The sequence below is a fragment of the Streptomyces sp. NBC_00876 genome, assembly GCF_045207435.1.
Lineage (GTDB): Bacteria > Actinomycetota > Actinomycetes > Streptomycetales > Streptomycetaceae > Streptomyces.
The window spans coordinates 4,136,431-4,154,493 of record NZ_CP108800.1; the positions used below are offsets into that span (position 1 = coordinate 4,136,431).

Annotated in this window: 18 protein-coding genes; 7 read left to right on the forward strand and 11 right to left on the reverse strand. The window is 67.1% G+C overall.

Annotated features, from left to right (window positions below; all coding sequences use genetic code 11):
• Positions 1-16 precede the first annotated feature (16 nt).
• From OG782_RS18140 to pknB, 3 genes are all read left to right on the forward strand, one after another.
• Positions 17-1,426, forward strand: a complete 1,410-nt coding sequence (locus tag OG782_RS18140) for an FtsW/RodA/SpoVE family cell cycle protein (RefSeq protein ID WP_406452218.1) — start codon at positions 17-19, stop codon at positions 1,424-1,426.
• Positions 1,423-2,883 carry a peptidoglycan D,D-transpeptidase FtsI family protein gene (locus OG782_RS18145; RefSeq protein WP_406452220.1) on the forward strand — a complete coding sequence of 487 codons (1,461 nt, stop codon included), beginning with the start codon at positions 1,423-1,425 and terminating at the stop codon, positions 2,881-2,883. The genes OG782_RS18140 and OG782_RS18145 overlap by 4 nt, the downstream gene beginning before the upstream one ends.
• Before the next feature lie 167 nt (positions 2,884-3,050).
• Positions 3,051-5,036 carry a Stk1 family PASTA domain-containing Ser/Thr kinase gene (pknB, locus tag OG782_RS18150; protein ID WP_406452222.1) on the forward strand — a complete coding sequence of 662 codons (1,986 nt, stop codon included), beginning with the start codon at positions 3,051-3,053 and terminating at the stop codon, positions 5,034-5,036.
• An 85-nt stretch (positions 5,037-5,121) separates the two neighbouring features.
• Here the strand turns inward: pknB and OG782_RS18155 are convergent, their stop codons facing one another.
• Genes OG782_RS18155 through OG782_RS18180 form a run of 6 tightly spaced genes read right to left on the reverse strand, consistent with a single transcriptional unit; the run spans position 5,122 to position 9,733 of the window.
• Positions 5,122-5,850: a class E sortase gene (locus OG782_RS18155; protein WP_406452224.1), complete on the reverse strand. Its 729-nt coding sequence runs from the start codon at positions 5,848-5,850 to the stop codon at positions 5,122-5,124.
• A gap of 43 nt (positions 5,851-5,893) precedes the next feature.
• The gene (locus OG782_RS18160; protein WP_406452226.1) at positions 5,894-7,363 is read right to left on the reverse strand and encodes a class E sortase; all 1,470 of its coding nucleotides are present in this window, start codon (positions 7,361-7,363) and stop codon (positions 5,894-5,896) included.
• The gene (locus OG782_RS18165; RefSeq protein WP_406452228.1) at positions 7,360-7,998 is read right to left on the reverse strand and encodes an aminodeoxychorismate/anthranilate synthase component II; all 639 of its coding nucleotides are present in this window, start codon (positions 7,996-7,998) and stop codon (positions 7,360-7,362) included. The genes OG782_RS18160 and OG782_RS18165 overlap by 4 nt, the downstream gene beginning before the upstream one ends.
• Entirely contained in the window at positions 7,995-8,177 is a 183-nt protein-coding gene (locus OG782_RS18170) for a hypothetical protein (RefSeq protein ID WP_406459140.1), read from the reverse strand. Before OG782_RS18170 ends, OG782_RS18165 begins: the two co-directional genes overlap by 4 nt.
• A 58-nt stretch (positions 8,178-8,235) precedes the next feature.
• A complete protein-coding gene (locus OG782_RS18175) occupies positions 8,236-8,940 on the reverse strand; it encodes a class E sortase (RefSeq protein ID WP_406452230.1) in 705 nt (234 codons plus the stop codon).
• 25 nt (positions 8,941-8,965) lie between these two features.
• The gene (locus OG782_RS18180; RefSeq protein ID WP_406452232.1) at positions 8,966-9,733 is read right to left on the reverse strand and encodes a DUF881 domain-containing protein; all 768 of its coding nucleotides are present in this window, start codon (positions 9,731-9,733) and stop codon (positions 8,966-8,968) included.
• A 140-nt stretch (positions 9,734-9,873) separates the two neighbouring features.
• On the opposite strand from OG782_RS18180, the gene crgA reads away from it, so the two are divergent.
• Positions 9,874-10,128 carry a cell division protein CrgA gene (crgA, locus tag OG782_RS18185; protein ID WP_136326732.1) on the forward strand — a complete coding sequence of 85 codons (255 nt, stop codon included), beginning with the start codon at positions 9,874-9,876 and terminating at the stop codon, positions 10,126-10,128.
• 478 nt (positions 10,129-10,606) lie between these two features.
• Here the strand turns inward: crgA and OG782_RS18190 are convergent, their stop codons facing one another.
• Together OG782_RS18190 and OG782_RS18195 are read right to left on the reverse strand one after the other, a co-directional pair.
• The gene (locus OG782_RS18190; RefSeq protein WP_406459142.1) at positions 10,607-11,503 is read right to left on the reverse strand and encodes a rhomboid family intramembrane serine protease; all 897 of its coding nucleotides are present in this window, start codon (positions 11,501-11,503) and stop codon (positions 10,607-10,609) included.
• A gap of 235 nt (positions 11,504-11,738) precedes the next feature.
• Positions 11,739-12,266 (reverse strand): peptidylprolyl isomerase, encoded by a 528-nt coding sequence (locus OG782_RS18195; RefSeq protein ID WP_406452234.1) that lies wholly within the window; start codon positions 12,264-12,266, stop codon positions 11,739-11,741.
• 384 nt (positions 12,267-12,650) lie between these two features.
• Here OG782_RS18195 and OG782_RS18200 point away from each other — a divergent pair, with 384 nt between their 5' ends.
• A complete protein-coding gene (locus tag OG782_RS18200) occupies positions 12,651-13,370 on the forward strand; it encodes a DUF5324 family protein (RefSeq protein WP_406452236.1) in 720 nt (239 codons plus the stop codon).
• Positions 13,371-13,546: 176 nt separating this feature from the next.
• Here OG782_RS18200 and OG782_RS18205 read toward each other — a convergent pair whose 3' ends face one another.
• A complete protein-coding gene (locus OG782_RS18205) occupies positions 13,547-13,894 on the reverse strand; it encodes a DoxX family protein (protein WP_406452238.1) in 348 nt (115 codons plus the stop codon).
• Between the two features lie 107 nt (positions 13,895-14,001).
• Between OG782_RS18205 and OG782_RS18210 the strand changes: the two genes are divergently transcribed.
• Positions 14,002-14,511, forward strand: a complete 510-nt coding sequence (locus OG782_RS18210; RefSeq protein WP_406452240.1) for a MarR family winged helix-turn-helix transcriptional regulator — start codon at positions 14,002-14,004, stop codon at positions 14,509-14,511.
• A 678-nt stretch (positions 14,512-15,189) separates the two neighbouring features.
• Positions 15,190-16,095 carry a hypothetical protein gene (locus OG782_RS18215; RefSeq protein WP_406452242.1) on the forward strand — a complete coding sequence of 302 codons (906 nt, stop codon included), beginning with the start codon at positions 15,190-15,192 and terminating at the stop codon, positions 16,093-16,095.
• 164 nt (positions 16,096-16,259) lie between these two features.
• On the opposite strand, the gene OG782_RS18220 is transcribed toward OG782_RS18215, so the two are convergent.
• Both OG782_RS18220 and OG782_RS18225 read right to left on the reverse strand, forming a co-directional pair.
• Entirely contained in the window at positions 16,260-16,718 is a 459-nt protein-coding gene (locus OG782_RS18220) for a hypothetical protein (RefSeq protein WP_406452244.1), read from the reverse strand.
• 41 nt (positions 16,719-16,759) lie between these two features.
• Positions 16,760-18,022, reverse strand: coding sequence for a serine/threonine-protein kinase (locus OG782_RS18225; protein ID WP_406452246.1), 1,263 nt, complete (start codon positions 18,020-18,022; stop codon positions 16,760-16,762).
• Positions 18,023-18,063: the final 41 nt, after the last annotated feature.

Below are 18,063 nucleotides of genomic sequence, written 5' to 3' on the forward strand. Positions count from 1 at the left end.
GGGGGCCTTCAGCACCATGAGCGTTGTCACCAACACGACCACGATCGGCGCGATCGACGCACCGAGCCGGCGCAACACCGAACTGATGATGATGGTCTTCGCCATCGCCATCTCGGTGTTCGCCTACGCCAACGTGGGGCTCGCCATTGACGGCGAGCTCCCGTCCGGCATGTTCGGATACGGGGCAGGTCTCATCCTGCTCGGCGGCGTCGCCCACCTCGTGGTGCGCAAGTTCGCTCCGTACGCGGACCCGCTGCTGCTGCCCCTGGCCACGCTGCTCAACGGGCTGGGCCTGGTCCTGATCTGGCGGCTGGACCAGTCGCCGAGACTGATCCGCCGTGCGGAGAGCATGTACGGGGCATACAGCCCCGACGCCCCCAAGCAGCTGCTCTACTCGGCGATCGGCGTCGCGTTCTTCGTCGCCGTGCTGATGATCCTCAAGGACCACCGCATCCTTCAGCGGTACACCTACATCTCCATGGTGGCAGCGCTGATCCTGCTGATCATCCCGATGTTCTTCCCCGCGGTGAACGGTGCGAAGATCTGGATCAGCCTCGGTCCGTTCTCCATCCAGCCGGGTGAGTTCGCCAAGATCCTCATCGCGGTGTTCTTCTCCGGCTACCTCATGGTGAAGCGGGATGCGCTGGCGCTGGCCAGCCGCCGTTTCATGGGTCTGTATCTGCCGCGTGGACGTGACCTCGGACCGATCATCACGATCTGGGCCCTGTCGATCCTGATCCTGGTCTTCGAAACCGACCTCGGTACTTCTCTGCTGTTCTTCGGCCTCTTCGTCGTCATGCTGTACGTCGCCACCGAGCGGACCAGCTGGATCGTCTTCGGTCTCCTGATGTCGGCTGCCGGCGCGGTGGGTGTCGCCTCCTTCGAGCATCACGTCCAGGACCGGGTGAACGCCTGGCTCGACCCGTTCTCCAAGGCGACGATCGCGCAGAGCGATCAGATCGCTCAGTCCCTCATGTCCTTCGGCTCCGGCGGCACACTCGGCACCGGACTCGGCCAGGGCCATTCGGACCTGATCATGTTCGCCGCCAACGCCGACTTCATCCTCTCCACCGTCGGCGAGGAGCTCGGGCTCGCCGGAATGATGGCCGTCCTGCTGATCTACGGTCTGATCGTCGAGCGGGGTGTGCGTACCGCGCTCGCCGCGCGCGACCCCTTCGGCAAGCTCCTGGCAATCGGTCTCTCCGGCGCCTTCGCGATCCAGGTCTTCGTGGTCGCCGGCGGTGTCATGGGACTCATTCCGCTGAGCGGTATGACCATGCCGTTCCTCGCGTACGGTGGTTCGTCCGTGCTGGCCAACTGGGCGCTGATCGCCATCCTCATCAGGATCAGCGACACCGCCCGCCGCCCCGCTCCGGCCCCCGCCCCGTCCTCCGACGCCGAGATGACCCAGGTGGTCCGACCGTGAACAAGCCCCTGCGCCGGATCGCGATCTTCTGCGGCGTCCTCATCTTCGCCCTGCTCGCGCGGACGAACTATCTCCAGTACGTGAAGGCCGACGAGCTCAACACCCGCGACGAGAACCGACGCGTCCGCATCGAGCGGTACGCCCACGAGCGCGGCAACATCATCGTCGACGGCGGCAGAGCGGTCACCGGGTCCGCCGAGACCGAGGACAGCGACTTCAAGTACAAGCGGGTGTGGAAGAACGGCCCCATGTGGGCCCCCGTCACCGGCTACTCCTCGCAGGCCTTCGGCGCCACACAGCTCGAAAGCATCGAGGACGGCATCCTCACCGGCAACGACGACCAGCTCTTCTTCGACCGCACCATGTCGATGTTCACCGGCAACAAGAAGCAGGGTGGCAACATCGTCACCACGCTCAACAGCGCCGCGCAGAAGGCCGCCTTCGAAGGGCTCGGCGACAAGAAGGGCGCTGTCGCCGCCATCGACCCGGAGACCGGCGCCATCCTGGCGCTCGCCAGCACCCCCTCGTACGATCCCTCGACCTTCGCGGGCAACGACAAGGCCGACACCAAGGCCTGGCAGTCGCTGCTGAAGGACAAGGACAAGCCGATGCTCAACCGGGCGCTGCGCGAGACCTACCCGCCCGGCTCGACCTTCAAGGTCGTCACCGCGGCCGCCGCCCTGGAGAACGGGCTCTACACAGACATCGACGAAGACACGAAGTCGCCGCTGCCGTACAAACTGCCGCAGTCGAGCGACACGCTGGACAACGAGGGCAACATCCCGTGCGAGAACGCCTCGCTCCGGGAAGCGCTCCGGATGTCCTGCAACACCGTCTTCGGCAAGATCAGCGATGACCTGGGCAACCAGAAGATGATCGACGAGGCCAACAAGTTCGGCTTCAACGAGGAGATCTTCACGCCGGTCCGCTCCAGCGCGAGCATCTACCCCAAGGACAACCGCCCGCAGAACGCGATGGCGGGCATCGGCCAGGCGTCCAACCGCGCCACTCCGCTCCAGATGGCCATGGTCGCCTCCGCGGTCGCCAACGACGGCAAGCTGATGCAGCCGTACATGGTCGCCCAGCGGCAGGCGCCCAACCTGGACGTCATCTACACGCACGAGAAGGAGGAGCTCGGCCGGCCCCTCTCGGGCGAGAACGCGCAGAAGCTCCAGCAGATGATGCAGACCGTCGTCGAGACCGGCACGGGACAGAACGCCAAGATCCAGGGCGTCACCGTCGGCGGCAAGACGGGCACCGCCCAGCACGGTCTCAACAACAGCGAGAAGCCGTACGCGTGGTTCATCTCGTACGCGAAGACGGACAGCGGTTCCCCCGTCGCCGTCGCCGTGGTGGTGGAGGACGGCAAGGCCCTCCGCGACGACATCTCCGGTGGCGGTCTGGCCGCGCCCATCGCGAAGGCGGTCATGAAGGCAGTCATCGACAGCAAGAAGTGACGCCGCTCACACCGGACTCCATATCTGCACATTGGGATACCGGTCGGATATCAGGTATTGCCTGCGGGCTGATCAGGTAGTGCGCGGCCGGTAGCGTATGCGCGAACAGCACACCGCCGGACCGCACACCGGTGCGGTCAGGACTGACGGAGAGGGCTGGAACAGTTATGGAAGAGCCGCGTCGCCTCGGCGGCCGGTACGAGCTGGGCTCGGTGCTCGGCCGTGGTGGCATGGCCGAGGTCTACCTCGCCCACGACACCCGGCTCGGCCGCACCGTAGCTGTGAAGACGCTCCGGGCGGACCTCGCCCGCGACCCGTCCTTCCAGGCCCGGTTCCGCCGTGAGGCCCAGTCCGCCGCCTCGCTCAACCATCCGGCGATCGTCGCGGTGTACGACACGGGCGAGGACTACGTCGACGGGGTCTCGATCCCGTACATCGTCATGGAGTACGTCGACGGGTCGACGCTCAGGGAGCTGCTGCACTCCGGCCGCAGACTGCTGCCCGAGCGCACGCTCGAGATGACCGTCGGCATCCTCCAGGCGCTGGAGTACTCGCACCGCGCGGGCATCGTCCACCGTGACATCAAACCGGCCAACGTCATGCTGACGCGCACCGGCCAGGTCAAGGTCATGGACTTCGGCATCGCCCGCGCCATGGGCGACTCCGGCATGACGATGACCCAGACCGCAGCCGTCATAGGCACAGCCCAGTACCTCTCCCCGGAGCAGGCCAAGGGCGAGCAGGTCGACGCGCGGTCCGACCTGTACTCGACCGGCTGCCTGCTCTACGAGCTGCTGACGGTCCGGCCGCCGTTCATCGGGGACTCGCCCGTCGCGGTTGCCTACCAGCACGTGCGGGAAGAGCCGCAGACGCCCAGCAACTTCGACCCCGAGATCACGCCCGAAATGGACGCGATCGTGTTGAAGGCCCTGGTCAAGGACCCCGACTACCGCTACCAGTCGGCCGATGAGATGCGCGCCGACATCGAGGCGTGCCTCGACGGCCAGCCGGTCGCCGCCACCGCGGCGATGGGTGCGGCCGGTTACGGCGGCTACGACGGTTACGGCAACGACCAGCCCACCACCGCCCTGCGCGCCGCGGACCAGAACGGCGCCCAGACGTCGATGCTGCCCCCGGTCAACCCGGACGACGGCTACGACGACCGCCCCGACCGCCGCCGGCAGAAGAAGAGCCACACCTCGACGATCCTGCTGGTCATCGCGGGCATCCTGGTGCTGATCGGCGCGGTCCTCATCGGCAAGGCGGTCTTCGGCGACACGAACAGCACCGGCGACACGTTCAACGCGCCGAACATGGTCGGATCGACCTTCAAGGAAGCTCAGGGGCTCGCCGACAACACCGACATCGTGCTCAAGAGGGGCCCGAAGGAGGAGTGCGAGGAGCAGCCCGAGGGCAAGATCTGCCGGCAGACGCCGACGAAGGACCAGAAGATCTCGGCGGGTGACACCGTCACGGTCTTCGTCTCCAGCGGCGCACCCAAGATCGAGGTGCCGGACGTCACGAACGAGACCGAGGACACCGCCCGCAAGCTTCTCGAAGCCAAGGGGTTCACGGTCACGGTCAACTCGGTCGAGTCCTCCGAAGCGAAGCCGGGCACGGTCCTGGACCAGACGCCGAAGGGCGACTCCAAGGCCGAGAAGAACTCCGAGGTCAAGATCTCCGTCGCCACGGAGAAGCTGCTCTCGGTGCCCCCGGTGATCGGCCGCAACTACGACGACGCGGTCGCCCAGCTCACCGGAAACGGCTTCACCAACGTCGGCCGGAGCGATGTCGACTCCGAGAAGCCCGCCGGCGAGGTGGTCGACCAGACACCGAAGCCCAGCGAGAAGGTGGGCAAGGACACCGCGATCATCCTCAAGGTGTCCAAGGGGCCGGCTCAGCCCGAGCAGGTCACCATCCCGGCCGACATCCTCAACAAGACCTACCAGGAAGTGAAGGGCCAGCTCGAAGGCATGGGCCTGGTGGTCGTGCTCGGTCCCACCTCGGTCGACAAGCCCAACGCCAAGGTGATCCTCAGCAACCCGATGCCCAACACCCCGGTCGACAAGGGGTCCACGGTCACCCTGACGACCATGGAGGGCGGCGGAGGGGACGGCAACATCTTCGGCGGCCCGTCCGGCCGACGGAACTGACCCAGCGCACAAGCGAACGCCCGGCCGGGATTTCCCGGCCGGGCGTTCCGCGTTGCGCACCGCCGCTCCTCGCAGCGGCCCGGCGTCAGCGCAGCTCAGCCGGGGGCGTACGGTCGCGGTCGACCTTCTCCGTACGGACGAGCTCGCCCCACACGATGTAGCGGTACTTCGACGTGAAGACGGGGGTGCACGTCGTCAGCGTGATGTAGCGGCCGGGCTTCTTCGCACCCGAGCCCTTCGGGACGGGGCCCAGTACGCCGACGTTGTACTTCGAGGTCTCGGGCAGTTCGTTGAAGACCTTGTAGACGTACCAGGTGTCCTTGGTCTCGAAGACGACCGCGTCCCCGGTCCGCACCTTGTCGATGTTGTGGAACTTCGCGCCGTGACCGTCGCGGTGGGCGGCCAGGGTGAAGTTGCCCTGCTTGTCCGAGGGGAGCGCCGATTTCACCGGATCGGTGTAGTAGCCGGCGATGCCGTTGTTGAGGTTCTCGGTGTCGGTGCCCTTCTTGACGAGCACCTCGCCGTTCTTCATCGACGGGACGTGGAGGAAGCCGATGCCGTCCTTGGTGTCCAGCGCCCCGGGGCCGCCGGCCCAACGGTCGCGGACGGTGTGGCCCTGTTTGACGGCCTCGCGGTCGGCGAGCACGTTCGTCCACCAGAGGGAGTAGACGACGAAGAGCCCGAGCACCAGGCCTGCGGTGATGAGGAGTTCGCCGAAGAGACTGACCGCGGTCGCGACGGGATGGCGTCCCCTGGGCCGCACCGGGGGCGCGGACTCGCCGGTCTGCTCTTGGTCCTCGGTCCTCGCTGCCACCGCACCGCCCCTGTCGTGATGTCGTTCAGCCCGCTCAGCCCGCTCAGTTCACGAGCGCGTCGGGCTTCCCCTTGCTGCGCGGCCGTTCGTCGACCATCTTGCCCCAGACGATCAAACGGTACGTACTCGTGAATTCGGGCGTACAGGTCGTCAGCGTGATGTACCGGCCGGGCTTCTTGAACCCCGACTGCGGCGGCACCGCACCGATGACCGACACATTCGACGGCGAGGTCTGGGGCAGCACGCTCGTCATCTCGTACGTGTAGTAGGCGTCCTGCGTCTCGACCACGATCTGGTCACCGGGGCTCAGCCGGTTGATGTAGCGGAAGGGTTCGCCGTGCGTGTTGCGGTGACCGGCCAGGGCGAAGTTCCCCTGCTTGTCCGACGGCATCGCCGTGCGCAGCGGCTCCTCGCCGTAGTGGCCGACCATGCCGCGGTCGAGGACCTTCTCCTTGCTGGTGCCCTCGGCGATGGGCGTCACCACGTCCAGCTTCGGAATGTGGATGATGGCGAAGCCCTGTCCCGCTTCGAAGGTGCCGGGGGCGCGCTTGCCGCTGGCCCAGTCGTCCTGGATCTTGTGCGTCTCCTTGCCGGCGATCTGGTCGGCGCGCACGTTCGTCCACCACAGCTGGTACGTGACGAACAGCAGCATGAGCACACCCAGCGAGATGAACAGCTCGCCGACCACCCGGCTGGCGACGACCGCGGGGCTGTCCTTGGCCGCCTTGGCCGCCCGCCGCGCCTCCATGCGGGACATCGGCCGCGCCGGTACGGCCGTACCCGCCGCCGGCCCGGTGCCGGACGCCGCCGGCTGTTCGGCACGGCGTCGCCCCCGGCCCTTCGCCGCGCGGCGGCGCTCGGCCCGGCCTCCGGTGCCCTGCGGACTCCCGGCCGCACCGTCCTCCGCGACCACCTCGTCCGGGTCAGCCGTCCCGTCTGGTTCAACGGGACCGCCAGGCCCAGCTAGGCGATCCGGTCCAGCGGGGCGATCCGGTTCGGCGAGGCCGTCCGGGTCAGCGAGTCCTGGATCGCCCTCCGGTTCACCGGGTCCGGGACCGTGTTCCGGCGCCGGGCGGGGGGCGGGCACCGTCAGGCCGGCCGCCGTCATGCGCCGCAGGTCCGCCGTGCGCAGCGCGACGGTCTCGTCGTCCCGGGGGAGCGGTGCGGTGGAGGGAGCCTGTGCGGGCTCCTGGTGGCCGTACCAGTCCCGTTCGTACCCGTCGGGGTCGTACCACTCGCGCGGAGGTTCCTGGGACGTCTGCGGCCCGCGTGGCCCTTGCGCCGCCGAGATCCCGCCGGCATCCGGCCCCGCCGCGGCGGTGTCCGGGCCGGACGGCCCCGCTGAAGCGTCCTCCGCCCGGAACCAGGGTGAGGCGTGCTCCCCCGGCAGCGGATCGTTCAGCGGGTCCGCCAGCTGGTCGACCGCCGCCTCGAACGCGCCTGCCGCCTCGAACGCCCCCGGATCGTACGGACCGTCCGTTCCGGCCTCGCGTCCGTGGCGGGGTGGGGTCACGCGGCGGCCTTGCCCACCACCGGCGCGAGCCCCACCGACCTCTCGACGGCTCCGGCGTCACCGCACTGCCCCAGCCAGTTCGCCAGCATCAGATGGCCGTGCTCGGTGAGCACCGACTCCGGATGGAACTGCACCCCTTCGACCGCCAGCTCCCGGTGGCGCAGCCCCATGATGATGCCGTCGGCCGTCCTCGCGGTGACCTCCAGCTCCTCGGGGACCGTGTCCGGCTCGGCGGCGAGCGAGTGGTAGCGGGTCGCGGTGAACGGGGAGGGCAGACCGGCGAACACGCCCTTGCCCTCGTGGATCACCGGGGACGTCTTGCCGTGCAGCAGCTCGGGGGCGCGGTCCACGACACCGCCGTACGCCACCGCCATCGACTGCATCCCCAGACAGACGCCGAAGACGGGGATCCCGGTCTCCGCGCAGTGCCGCACCATGTCGATGCAGACGCCCGCGTGCTCGGGGGTGCCGGGGCCGGGCGAGAGGAGGACCCCGTCGAAGCCGTCCTGGGCGTGGGCCGTGGTCACCTCGTCGTTGCGCAGCACCTCGCACTCGGCGCCCAGCTGGTAGAGGTACTGCACGAGGTTGAAGACGAAGCTGTCGTAGTTGTCGACGACCAGGATGCGGGCGCTCATCGGCCGGCCCCCGTCGCGCTCGCACCGTCGACCGTCACGTCGCCGAACGGAAGCAGCGGCTCCGCCCACGGGAAGACGTACTGGAACAGCACATAGACGACCGCCAGGGCGAGCACGAGCGAAATGACCGCACGCACCCACGCGTTGCCCGGCAGATGCCGCCAGATCCAGCCGTACATGCTGACCCCATTCATTCGGTACGGGAACCAGACTAAAGGGCCAAGGCTCGGCCGTGGGTCAGCTGTGGAAAGCTGCCGGTCTGCCGCTGGTCACGGGCTGGGTCGCGTCCAGGTGCGCCCAGGCGATCAGCCGGTGGCTGCTGCCCCATTCCGGCTCGCACGTGGTCAGGGTCAGATAGCGGCCGGGCCCGTCGAAGCCGGACTTGCGCGGGACCGGGTCGATGACACCGACATCGCTCGGCACGGTGCGGTACGGCTTCTTGTCGATGCGGTACGTGAACCACGTCGTCCCGTCCGTCACCAGCACCGCGTCACCGGGACGCAGCTTCGGGAAGTCCTTGAACGGGTCGCCGTAGGTGCGCCGGTGCCCGGCCACCGCGAAATTGCCCGTCTCGCCGGGCCCCGCCGTACCGCGGTAGTGACCGAGACCCTTCTGCAGGGTCTTGACCTCGGTGTTCTCCAGGACGGGCCGCTCCCACCCCTTACCGAAGCGGGGTATGTAGAGCATCGCGAACGGCTTTCCGTCCCGGTACGCCTCGTGCGCCGGGGCCGCCGGCTTCGAGGTCCCCGAAGAGGGCTGCGGCGCGGGTGCGGCCACCGCCCCGTGCGCCCACTGGTTCTGCAGGTCGTCGATCTGGCCCTCGGTCGCACCGGCGGCCTTCACTCCGGTCCAGAACAAGACGTACACCACAAAGAGGACGATCAGCGCGCCGATCGTGATGCACAGCTCGCTGAACGTCCTGACGATCAGTCGCACCGACACCGGTCGGCCTCCCCGAAACTGCTCGCTACTTCACCGGCTCCGCATAGTGGAGATCCACTGTGCCCGAGTAGCCGGGAAGAGTCACCGCCTCGTGCTCGTCCACTTTCCAGCCGAGCCCGTACGCCTTCACGTACAGCAGGTAGTTCTCGATCGCCGGGGAGGCGTTGAGGGCCTGGTCGAGCTTGTCCGGGTCACCGACAGCGGTGATCCTGTACGGCGGCGAGTAGACCCGGCCCTGGAGGATCAGGGTGTTGCCGACGCAGCGCACCGCGCTGGTCGAGATCAGCCGCTGGTCCATGACCTTGATCCCGCGGGCACCGCCCTGCCACAGGGCGTTGACGACCGCCTGCAGGTCCTGCTGGTGGATGACCAGGTCATTGGGTTGCGGATCGGGGTAGCCGGGGCTCGCGGTGGCGTTCGGCGGGGCGTCGTCGAGCGTGACGGATACGGCCCGGCCGGAGAGCTTCGTGGTACCCGCGGCCCGCTCCAGCGCCTTGAGCTTGGCGTCCTCCGCCTCGGTACTGCCGTTGTCCCGCTGCGCGAGGGTGTCGATGTCCTCGCGCACGGATGTGGCGGATTCATCGAGGGCGGCGTTCTTCTCGCTGCGCTGCTGAATGAGGTCGGAGAGTTTCAGCAGCGAGGAGTCCGTACGGATATTGGTGCCCTTGGCCGTGTTCGCGCTGGTGACGAAGATGAGGCCGGCCAGGGCGAAAACGGCAGCGGTGAGCACTCTGACCGGATGCCGGAAGGTGCGCCGGACCGGCCCTGGGGGAGAGTCGGCAGAATTGCTCAACGTACCCTTATCTCCTTCGGCGCCGCGGAAGCACTACGCTAACGGACGCCCGGGGGAGGCAGCATTCCCCCTCGCGCCCGCCCCGGCGTCAGCCACAGTTCCCTGCGCGGTCACGCAGCGCATCGACAGGAGAGTTCCTCGTGCCGAAGTCACGTATCCGCAAGAAGGCCGACTTCACGCCCCCTCCGGCGAAGCAGGCAACCAACATAAAGCTGACCAACCGCAGTTGGGTGGCGCCGGTGATGCTGGCGCTGTTCCTGATCGGTCTGGCCTGGATCGTCGTTTTCTATGTGACCGACGGCGACCTCCCGATCGACTCGCTGGGCAACTGGAACATCGTCGTCGGCTTCGGTTTCATCGCCGGCGGCTTCGGCGTCTCGACCCAGTGGAAGTAGCCCGCTAGTTCCCGCTGCTCCGTAGCTCCTGCGGCTCCACAGCCCCGCAGTTCTGCGGCTCCGCGGTCTGTGCGGCGCCACAGCGGGTACCGGCCCCGCAACCCTTGCCCTGAGTTACCCACAGCGTTATCCACAGGCGGGGGAAAAGGTCAGACGATCTGTGGATAACTCCTCGGCCGTTGACGCCGGTGTGACTGCCGCCACCCTCTGCGAGGGTGGAACGCCCCTTGTCCCTGCTGGAGAAACCCAGGCCGGCGACAAGGGGCACAGTTGTACCCACACAATGCACAAGATCGGATACACGCTGTGGACAACTTCGATCGCAAACGGTCCATCTAGGGCTGACAGCTGATCGATTACGGCTGCTCGACCGCGGCTGTCATCGACTGCGGCTGTCATCGGCTACGGCTGGCCGCTTGCGGCTGACGGCTGACGGCTGACGGCTTGCGACGGACCGCTCGCGGCTGCCGCTTGCCGGCTAGGTCAGCGCAGCCGTTCTGGCCACCACGATCAGGACCACCACGACCAGGGCCACGGCGCAGGTGCCGAACTGCACCAGATTCCGCCGCTCACGCGGGGCGTGCACCATGCCGAACCCGATCAGCGCACCCGCGATCAGTCCGCCGACATGCGCCTGCCAGGCGATACCGCCCCAGGGGTTGAAGGTGATGACCAGGTTGATCGCCAGGATCATGAAGACCGGGCGCATGTCGTAGTTCAGCCGGCGCATCAGCACCGCGGTGGCGCCCAGCAGGCCGAAGATGGCACCCGAGGCGCCCAGCGAGGGCTGGTTCGGCGCCGCGAGCCAGTAGGTCAGTGCGCTGCCCGCCAGTCCGGAGAGCAGATAGAGCGCGGTGAAGCGCACGCGGCCGAGCGCTGCCTCCAGCGGACCGCCGAGCCACCACAGCCCCAGCATGTTGAAGGCGAAGTGCAACCACGCCTCGTGCAGGAACATGGACGTCACCAGCCGGTACCACTGGCCCTCCGCCACGCCCTCGACCGGGCCGCCGAACTCGTAGGGAGCCCGGCCGAGCAGCGCCAGATCCTTGGTCAGCGCACCATTGGCCAGCACCGCGAGAAACACCGCGGCGTTGATCCCCAGCAGGATCTTGGTGATCAGCCGGGGGTCGGCCGCGACCGCGCCGCCGGCGATCGTCCGCGGCTGACTGGCAGCCGGGTGGTGTCCCGTACCGGACCCCTGGCGCACGCAGTCCGGGCACTGGAAGCCGACCGAGGCGCTGACCATGCAGTCGGGGCAGATCGGGCGGTTGCACCGGGTGCAGCGGATCGCCGTCTCACGGCCCGGATGGCGGTAGCAGTCGGCCGGACCGCCGGGCGGGGTCTGACCGGGTGCGCCCGGCGGCTGCTGGTCCATCGGTCCCATGGCTTCCCGGTCCCCTCGGTCCTCGTCGTGGCGGCGGCGCGCACGCCACCGCCCTGCACATCCCTTCTGTCATCAAATACGGACGGGCCGGGCGGTTGGTTCCCGGACGAGGGACCGGAGAGGGACCGGAGAGTGACCGGCCAGTGACAAACGGCGACCAGCGGCTCTCGACGATCAACGGTTCTCGCTGATCAAACGGCTCTCGACGATCAACGGTTCTCGATGGTCAGCGCTTCTCGACGACGACCGACTCGATGACCACGTCCTCGACCGGACGGTCGGTGCGCGCGTTGGTCGGCGTGGCCGCGATGGTGTCGATGACCTTCTGGCTCGCCGGGTCCACCACCTCGCCGAAGATGGTGTGCTTGCCGGTCAGCCAGGCGGTCGGTGAGACCGTCAGGAAGAACTGCGAGCCGTTGGTACCCGGGCCGGCGTTGGCCATGGCCAGCAGGTAGGGCTTGGTGAAGGCGAGGTCGGGGTGGAACTCGTCGCCGAACTCGTACCCCGGGCCACCGGTGCCGTTGCCCAGGGGGTCGCCGCCCTGGATCATGAAGCCGCTGATGACCCGGTGGAAGACGGTGCCGTCGTACAGCCGGTCCATGGACTTGGTGCCCGTCGCGGGGTGGGTCCACTCGCGCTCACCGGTGGCGAGCTCGACGAAGTTCTTGACGGTCTTGGGCGCGTGGTTCGGCAGAAGCCGGATCTCGATGTCGCCCTGGTTGGTCTTCAAGGTGGCGTAAAGCTGCTCGGCCACGATCTGCCTTCCGTAAGTCTGCTCTGAACGTCCACCGATCCTCGCACGGACCACCCCGCCCGGCGCCCGGCCCGCCGGTGCCGCGCGCCCCTGTCCCGGCCGTCCCACCGGCGTCCGGATCGCCCGCCTGCGGCTTCCCGTGCCGCTCACCGCGGGAACCGATGCGGCCAAGTGTGTGACGAACCGGCGCGTGCCGGACCGAACCGTGGCATTGTCGTCAGCAGGCTCCCCTTGCACCGCATTGCCCAAGGACATCCCTGACGTCCTGTATGAAGTGAAATGACCCGGATGCCCGTCCCGCGTGCCGCACAGGCCCCACGCAGGCATGATCTCGAATTGGGTGGATAGGCGGAGTACCTACCCGCCACCAAGGAGGAGGATCCCGTGACCCGCATCGACAGCGTGCGCGCCGCAACCGACTCGGCGAAGGACAGCGTGCAGCACGCCGCGGAAGTGGTGGCGCCCTACGCCGACTCGGCCAAGGAACAGGCCGTTCACTACGCGCACGAGGCCCGCACCCTGCTCGCGCCGAAGGTGTCGAAGGCAGCTCAGCAGGCCCGTGTCCAGTACGACGCGCATCTCGCACCCCGTATCGAACTCGCCCTCGCACACGTACCCCCAAAGGTCGACGAGGCGGCGCAGCGGGCCGCGCTGCGCACCCGTCAGGCCGCCCGGAGCGCCACGGACTACACCGTTCCCCGCTTCGAGCACGCCATCGCCGTCGCCCAGCCCATGGCCGAGGAGGCCACCGCGCGCAGCGCGGCCGCGCTGGCCGCACTGCGCGGGCAGGTCACGCCGAAGGAGATCAGGAAGCTGACCCGGAAGCACGAGCGGCGGGCCAAGGCCGGCAAGCTGTTCAAGGGGCTGGCCGTGGCGGGCATTCTCGCGGGCGGCGCCTATGCCGTCTGGCGGTGGTGGGACAAGCAGGCCAACCCCGACTGGCTGGTCGAGCCCCCCGCCCCCACCGAGGTCGACGACCGCGCGCCGCTGACCTCGGTCGACGGCAGCGGTCCCACGGTCCTGGACCCGGAGGTCGAGGCCAAGCAGGCCGACGCGGACGGACCGGACGCCGTGGACGGCACGGACCTGGACGACCGCGCCTGATCCGTCGCCGTGCACCCCGTGGCACAACAGAACTCCCTCGCCCTGCGTCTGCGCAGGGCGAGGGAGTTCTGCTTATGGGTCCGCGGTGCCGGTCAGGCCGTACAGCGGGGTTGAGTCCCTAAGGGCCGCCCCGTAATCCCTGGCGGGCGCACGGGATCACGGGCCAGCCCTTAGCCTCAGGCGGAAAGCAGCCTGAGTACCAGCGCAGCCACCGCAATCAGGGCCAGTACGACCGCCGGCGCCATCTCGTGGTCCTTCGCCCGGACATGGGCGACGACCGCGCCGATGAAGTAGAGGACGACGCCGGCCGCGGCCGCCGCGCCGATCAGCGGCACCCCCAGGCCTATCAGCAGGCCGACCGCACCCAGCGCCTTGAGCGCGGCCAGGCGCGGGAGCCAGGAGTCGGGCACACCCACCTTGGCCATGTTCCCGGTGATCTTGTCGTTGGCGGTGAAGGTCAGGAAGGCCGACGCGGACAGGACCAGGGCGAGCAGGATGCCGACAACGGCGTACGCAATGAACATGAGGAGACTCCAAAGTTGAATGACGCCGATGACGTGCGCAGCTATATGATTGAAGCACATCAACGATTAACCCTCATCCATCATTGGTGCGCTGATACCTTGGGGGTATGGCAGCAAAGGACGCGGGGCCCCCGGACGGATCGGCAGACCGGCTCTGCTTCCTGCTCGCGTACCACGGCGGCATCACCGACACCCTGCTCCGAAGGGCCCTGGGCGTGGCCGGGCTCACTCCCCGGCACTCGATGACGCTCATGCTCCTCACCGACGGGCCGGTCACCCAGAAGTCGCTCATCGAGGCCCTCGGGGTGGACCCGAGCATCCTCGTCTCGCTCCTCAACGACCTGGAGAGAGACGATCTCGTGCACCGCCGCCGCGATCCGGCCGACCGCCGCCGGCACATCGTGGAGATCACCCCCGAGGGGACCGCACGCCTCGAGTCGGCGGATTCCGCGCTCGACACGGTGGAACGCGAACTCTTCGCCGACCTCTCCGAGCGCGAGCGCACCGCACTGCGCAAGGCGCTCGGCAAGCTGCGGACCTCGCCGGAGGACTTCAGCTGCGGAGGCGACGAAGCCGGGCAGGCGGACCACGCCGCCGCGACCCGCCTGCCCGGTTAGCGCCTCTCGGCACAAAAAATGCCCCCTGAAGCTGCATTTCCGCAGTCCAGGGGGCATTTCGGGTGTGGAGCCTAGGAGATTCGAACCCGAGATCGTTACCTTTCCGACCTGGGGCTTAGCCGAAGAGTCGGACATTCGACCCTGTTTCGACCCTCCTCCGTCCGGCTCCATCCGCCTCGATCGGCCACCCGTGCTGACATGTCAGCACGCTTCTCAGTGCATTGCACCTGCAATACGAGCAGACCGCCTCTTCCCTACCAGCACTGGGAAGAAGCCCATTTCAGCCCCTGCACTCAAGCAAATCACTGAGACCTCGGCTGGGGTGTGCCGCAGCCTGCCCGGACCGCTCCGGAAGGCCCTCACTTGAGGCCCGTGAGAGCCAACAAGAAGTCGGTGAGCTTGGTGGTCACCGCGACGGCAACAGCCACCGCACTTGTCTGAACACAACGATGCAGGATCTCACCGACTCGCGGGTTCCTACCCGTCTGAGCGTAGCGGCGGCGCCGCAGCGGGCGGCGCGTACGGTTGTGCATACAGCCTCCTCATGGGTTGTCGGGCCCTGCGCCACCGACTCCGCCAGAAGGTGTGGTGCAGGGCTCTCTGTCACGGCTTCACACTGCGGCAGCAACATCGCTGATGTCCCGTCCTGGACGTCGAATCTCGATGTACGTTCCAGACGTGGCGAACTGGGACGACGGGTGGGGGCCCGGGACTGCGGAAGATCTCGTTGCCGATGCCCTCACGCTCGGCGTTGAGATCACCACGCGCACGGTCAAAAATCACGTGGAGTACGGGCTGCTGGCGCCCCCGCTACGTCGGAAGAGCACTCAGCGAGGTAGCGATCCGGCCGTCTTCCCCAGTGGGCAGCGTCGCCTCTCTTACGAGCTGCACGCCGCGCGCCTTCGGACCACACTTCCTCGTACGCCCTACAGGACGATGATCCCCATCGTGTTGCACATGTGGTGCCTCGATGACGCGGTGATCCCCTCCGAGCAAGCGCGACGAGCCTTTCGGACCCACGCCCAATCAGCGGGCGTCAAGTCGGCCACGCGTCGCAAGGAGAGCGCCCAGAGGGTGATCGACCAGTTCGCGCACCCTTCGGCCACACGCAGCCAGCTCGCGACAGCCAAAGCATGGATTCGTGAAGGAGAGGAGTCCGGCAAGCCGAACTGGGACGCCGTTGCGGACGCCCTCAGCGCTGTGGCCAGTCCGTGGCGCCACCTCGGCCTTCCCGAGATCGTGCGTGGTCTCGGACCCCCGCAAATGCCTCTCACCACAGACATGGCGGTCGCCATGTGGGAATTGCGGCATCGGACGAACAGCGAGTTGGCTTTCGAGAGCGTCAACGAGGCGGTGTTGCTCCGCGCGCGCGAGGAACACCGGCGGCAGTGGAAGCAGTACCAGCAGCATCGCCCGCAACTGATGGCTCAGGCCGGCGGGCTGGCCGATATCTTCGAGCTGCCGGTAGACCAAGAACAGGCAGCCCGCCAACAGGTCAACGGCTTCGTGACGGTTCTGGGAAACACGTTGGGCCTAGCCAAGCCTGCCTTCGAGCGGGCCGGAAATCGGGCCAAGAGGCGCTGACATGCCTCGCGCCCCGAATCCGGCTCGTACCTCGGGGGAAAGCCGCTTCGGCAGGTGGATCTTGCGGGGGTGCGCACTCGGGGGCCTCGGGGACCTTGGCGCACTAAATGAGCTGCGGTCCCCGAGCAGTGGGAGTAGGTAGGGCTTCCGGGGACGGTTCAGACCTACGGGACGATCGGCGGCGGAGCGGAAGCCGCCGCTGATTCGCGAGCCGCCCTCTCAACCGCTTTCATGTCCGATGGATCACTCCGCCGAAGGACAAAGACCTTAACCAGTGCGAGAAGGCTCGGCCCGCAAAGCCCAGCAGCCAACCACGGCTGCTCAGGTGCCACAACCACCCCAGCGCCAAGGAGAGCAAGGGACAAAGCCACACCGGCGACCAGACCACTCATGCGATAGACGTGGTTGCGGCGACGCTCGGCGTCTCGAACGTTACGGTCGCCAGCCGCCTTCTCCAGCGTCGCCGCACGCTCGGCCTGCGCGCGCAGGTTGTCCAGTTGCTTCATGCGAATCTCGTGCTCCCGCTTGAGCTGAGGCTCCAGCGCCTTCAGTGCTAGCTGCAACTGCTCCGGCCCGAGAGCATCACCCCATCTCGCAGCAATATCCAAGCCCGCACTGATCATCGGATCTTCTTGTGGAGACGGAACGTTCTCCGTGGACCCCGTCACTCCGCTACCCCTCCACCGTCAGACCCCGCAGGGGCTGTCTCGTTGACCGCTGACTCTGGCGGTGGCCCCAAGCGGACAAACAGCCGGGCAAGCGCGCTCTCAACGGTCTCAACGGCTGATCCCAGGTCCTCTTCGTCAACCGCCTGGCCACTCAGCGCCGGGCCTTCTGATTCAGCCGACACCAATGGAACGTGCGGGCTGTCCTCCCCTCGATCCACGCGCGGCACATCAAGCCCGCTCCCCCAAGCCATTCTCGCGAGTCGCCAACTGGCTGTGGGATCAAGCGACGTAACAGGGCGCTCAATAGTCGAGTCACTCAGATCACGCGCTTGGATATACCAACTCGGCGGAACGATCTCTGCGGGCTGTGCCTCCGTTTCAAGCCCTTCATACTCAACTTCTGAGAGAGCAGAGACGGGCTCACCATTATCTGAGGGAAGAAAGGCACGGATGGCCGCCAAAACTTCAGCTGCATTAGGGCGACTCTCGGGAGATTTCGCCATCATCTGCGAGGTGAGCTCGTAAAGCCCGACCGGGACTTCCAGATGATTCAGCCGGAGAGGTGTTGGAGAATCCCACACCAGGCGGAATGGGTCCTCTGGAGGGGTTTCTTCATCTCTGATTTCCGGCCGCTCGGAGAGCATCTCATAGAGAATGATCCCCAACGCGTATACATCAACACTGCCATCTAGCTGACCTGCTGTTACCTGCTCAGGGGCCATGTACCGAGGCGTACCGGCGACCGTGGCCTTCGGCGGCCCTGATCCCATCACCTGGGCAATCCCGAAATCCAGCAGATGAACCTTGCCTGATTCATCAATAATTAGATTGCTGGGTTTCAGATCACGATGAATAACGCCGCGGCTATGCACTGCCTCCAAAGCTTCACTGACCTGGAGTGCAACTTGCAGAACCTGAGAAGTTGGAGGTCGCGTGCGGGACAGGACGCTAGCCAGCGTCGAACCAGTAACCATCTCCCTAACGAGGTAGGGTGCCGAGTCAAAACCGTTCTCACGGTTACGGATCTCGTAAATACTCGGAATTGATGGGTGTTCAAGAAGGCTGAGAACAGCAGCTTCTCGCTTGAACCTCTCGACCAGTGAGTCACGAAGAGACTCGTCGACGTCGGCCGGTAGGAATTTCAGCGCCACGGGTCGACTCATCTCCTGGTCAAACCCCTGCCAGACCTCGCTGGTCGTAGTGGCCGAAAGCTGTCGCAGCAACGCAAAGCGGCCGTCGAGTACCTCGCCCTCCCGCAACGGGACCTCCCCCGGTAGACGCTCACGTAGCGTATCTCCCG

What these genes read in the sequence shown, in the direction of transcription:
- OG782_RS18140 (WP_406452218.1), top strand. Translation starts at nt 17, where the DNA reads ATGAGCGTTGTCACCAACACGACCACGATCGGCGCGATCGACGCACCG.
- OG782_RS18190 (WP_406459142.1), bottom strand. Translation starts at nt 11,503, where the DNA reads ATGGACCAGCAGCCGCCGGGCGCACCCGGTCAGACCCCGCCCGGCGGT.
- OG782_RS18170 (WP_406459140.1), bottom strand. Translation starts at nt 8,177, where the DNA reads ATGTACGGCTGGATCTGGCGGCATCTGCCGGGCAACGCGTGGGTGCGT.
- OG782_RS18165 (WP_406452228.1), bottom strand. Translation starts at nt 7,998, where the DNA reads ATGAGCGCCCGCATCCTGGTCGTCGACAACTACGACAGCTTCGTCTTC.
- OG782_RS18220 (WP_406452244.1), bottom strand. Translation starts at nt 16,718, where the DNA reads ATGATCAGTGCGGGCTTGGATATTGCTGCGAGATGGGGTGATGCTCTC.
- OG782_RS18205 (WP_406452238.1), bottom strand. Translation starts at nt 13,894, where the DNA reads ATGTTCATTGCGTACGCCGTTGTCGGCATCCTGCTCGCCCTGGTCCTG.
- pknB (WP_406452222.1), top strand. Translation starts at nt 3,051, where the DNA reads ATGGAAGAGCCGCGTCGCCTCGGCGGCCGGTACGAGCTGGGCTCGGTG.
- OG782_RS18210 (WP_406452240.1), top strand. Translation starts at nt 14,002, where the DNA reads ATGGCAGCAAAGGACGCGGGGCCCCCGGACGGATCGGCAGACCGGCTC.